Origin of the sequence: Vibrio sp. MarTm2, assembly GCF_027587055.1 — a bacterium.
Lineage (GTDB): Bacteria > Pseudomonadota > Gammaproteobacteria > Enterobacterales > Vibrionaceae > Vibrio > Vibrio sinaloensis_D.
The window spans coordinates 1-3,080 of the sequence record NZ_JAPPTK010000031.1 but is presented as its reverse complement, the minus strand read 5'-3'; the positions used below and the strand labels follow the sequence as shown (position 1 = coordinate 3,080).

Here is a 3,080-nt window from a genome sequence, read left to right as displayed (position 1 = left end):
ATGATCAGCCCCACAATAAAAATGATGTTGACTAGTGCCTAAGTTGACATAGCGGAAAGTGCGCTCAGGCAAGTTCTTCAGTTTACTTTGCATGATTGCAATACATTGGCCGTCATTGGTTAAGGCATCCATCACTTTATTTCTGTTTCTTTGAAGCCAATGCAGCCTTAGCGTCGGAATTTCCCTCTTAACAAGGCAATTAATGTCTTTGATTAAGTAGCTAGGAACCAAAGCATCATGATAAATCACCAGTGATTCAAGAGGCTTCTGATAAGCGTTTATCATTCTCTCATACAGCAAATCGCTGTTTTTAACTAACACTTTGGCTTGCCGATAGAGTGCTTTTGCCTCTGTCGTCGGCACTGCTTGCTTTCCTTCGATAAAAAACAGTTCAACACAAAAACTGTCTTCAAGTGCCTTAATCTGGTCACGTACGGTTGTTCGTTCTTTCTTGAGTTTTCTAGCGGCCTTACTGTAACTGCTTTCTTCATAGGTTGCACAGAACGCGGCCAAATGCTCATAGGAAAACATGGTCACTCCAGAGGTTATTAATGATGGATTATATCTTACATAATGCATTATTTAGGTCTGATATTTCCAGTTATTATTTGAACAGTCATCAAGATTAACTTAAAGCGGACGGTAATTAAGACAAAATGAAAAAAGTCAAATCAAAACCTCTGAGTACGAAGATTATCCTACTTAGCGCGGCTGTCACTTTGGCCCCAACAGTGGCACTGGCAAGCGACACCAAGAGCGAGCGTGTAGACCCATCGGATGTGACAAGAGCGTATTCACAGGCACATATCGGTACCAGTAACAAAGGGGATGTTAAAGCGATGGGCGCACTGTCGTACCAGTTTGACGGTGGCACGGCTGCGATGGTGTCACTGGAAGCCACCATGGATGAAAACGGTGATTATAAAGACAGCCGTGGTCAGTACTTCCATGTGTTAGGTACTGGCAACAATATCATGCCCCGCATAGCGACCTCGCTGGATTTAATTGATAACAATGATTTCACCACCGCGGCATTCGGTGCGGCCGCCGCCGTTACGACACCATTTGATTCCTTTAACATCTATGTACGTGGTGCTGGATTAATGGGTGAGTATAAAGATGACGGTGCTCTGGCCAACCAATATAACATCACTGACACTGATATAACGGGTTACAACGGAGCTGCTTGGTTAGTTTGGAAGCCGTTTGAAGATGGTACCTACCTCTCGCTGTCTCCGGAATACACCAAGATGGATGGTAGTTTAGAGGTGGATACTTTGAAGACCTCGATCACTGCAGCGACACCTATTACAAGCGATGGCGACAAATGGTTACAGTTTAAATATGAAGATATTGATTCTGATTTCAATCACCAAGGTATGACTGATTCGGTAGACGATCGCATATTTTGGACACAGCTAAAAATATTCTTTTAAATCAGATAAGAAACACTGACTAACGGCATTTGTGTTCCGTAGAATCAATCATTAAGAGGCATTCAAAAGAACGCGGGCTAGTATATGTATATCAACGTTTATCATAAAGGTTAAATTATGGGATTATTCAAACGAACAACAAAAAAAATACTCTCTCTTTCCATGTTAATACCGGCTCTTCATTTTGGTGGGGCCATTGCTTGTACCAGTATTGCCCTTAAAGCCGAAGACGGTGCGGTCGTCTATGGCCGAACCATGGAATGGGGCGCTTTTGACCTGAACTCCAGGGTCGCCATCATCCCTCGAGGATACGAGTTTCAAGGCACAACACCTGAAGGTCAGAACGGTCTGAAATGGACTACGAAGTACGGCACGGTCGCGTTAGATGCTCTGGAAAAAGACTGGATGACCGATGGTATGAATGAGAAAGGCCTAGTTGTAGGTGTACTCTATCATCCTGGGTTTGCCCAGTATCATGATTATAAACCTGAACAATCAGATAAAACGCTTCGCGCGGTGGAGCTTGCAAACTATGTATTAACGTCTTTTGCAACTGTTGAAGAAGTCAGACAAGGCCTTCAGGATATTCGTGTGGTTGGTATCGAAGAAGCAGCGTTCGGTGGTGTTGCGCCAATCCACCTTACCGTCATTGACCCAAGCGGTAAGGCGATTGTTGTTGAATACTTAGAAGGTGAACTAAAGATTTTCGATAACCCACTACGTGTGCTGACAAATAGCCCAAGCTTTGACTGGCATATGACTAACTTGCGTAACTACATTGGTTTAACACCAGAAGCGCACTCAGCTAAAGCTCTGACCAAAGGAGAAAGCGAAGTTGACCTGACACCTATCGGTGCTGGTAGTGGGTTCATAGGCCTACCTGGCGACTTTACCCCACCGTCCCGTTTTATCCGCGCGACGGCTTACACCCAGACCTCACGTAAATTGGACAATGGTGAAGAAGCATTGTATGAAGTCTTCCGAATTATGGATAACTTCAACCTTCCACTGGGTGCAGCAGAAGGGCCTGGCGTAAACCCAGAGCTACTGAAAGGTATGCGCAGCTCTACTATTTGGACTTCTGCTGCTGACAGTAAAAACCTGAAGTACTACTACCATACTCAGAACAATCGTCAGGTACGTATGGTTGACTTAAACAAGATTGACTTTAATCAAAATAGCGATGAAATCAGGCATATCGTTTTAGACCATGATAAAAAGCAGTCAATAAAAGATGTTACTCCATAAAATTGGTTGACCGAATAATTAAAGCTGGAACCAAGTTTGGTTCCAGCTTTTAAAAATCATTAATCTGCCAAGTCAGTGACTAATTCTAAATAGCAGAGACCAACAGGATCAGGTCCTACCTTTTGTCTTTGAAATAAGAACGACCTAGTTTATATCTAGGCTGTTTTTTGGACGAACAGACCACAACGGATTGAATATGTAGGGCGCACTTACTAGGTCACCTCTCGAGATAATACACGTCATCCCATTGACTTAAATGCCGCTCATCCCTTTTTGATGTAATTGAATAACTATTCAACACTCTCGACTCTCAAATAGGGCGCACCTAGAGTTTGCATAAGTTAATATTATAGTATCAATACTGCCTGTTTAATTTTGCAAACTCACTTTTGTCCA

Annotated in this window: 3 protein-coding genes; 2 read left to right on the top strand and 1 reads right to left on the bottom strand. The window is 43.1% G+C overall.

Annotated elements, in window-relative coordinates; translation table 11 throughout:
- On the bottom strand, positions 1-531 hold a 531-nt coding region (locus OH458_RS21850), incomplete at its 3' end, for a LysR family transcriptional regulator (RefSeq protein ID WP_269979841.1).
- Positions 532-656: 125 nt separating this feature from the next.
- Between OH458_RS21850 and OH458_RS21845 the strand changes: the two genes are divergently transcribed.
- Both OH458_RS21845 and OH458_RS21840 read left to right on the top strand, forming a co-directional pair.
- Positions 657-1,436, top strand: a complete 780-nt coding sequence (locus OH458_RS21845; protein WP_269979840.1) for a hypothetical protein — start codon at positions 657-659, stop codon at positions 1,434-1,436.
- 117 nt (positions 1,437-1,553) lie between these two features.
- Positions 1,554-2,684: a choloylglycine hydrolase family protein gene (locus OH458_RS21840; protein ID WP_269979839.1), complete on the top strand. Its 1,131-nt coding sequence runs from the start codon at positions 1,554-1,556 to the stop codon at positions 2,682-2,684.
- The last annotated feature ends 396 nt before the right edge of the window (positions 2,685-3,080 follow it).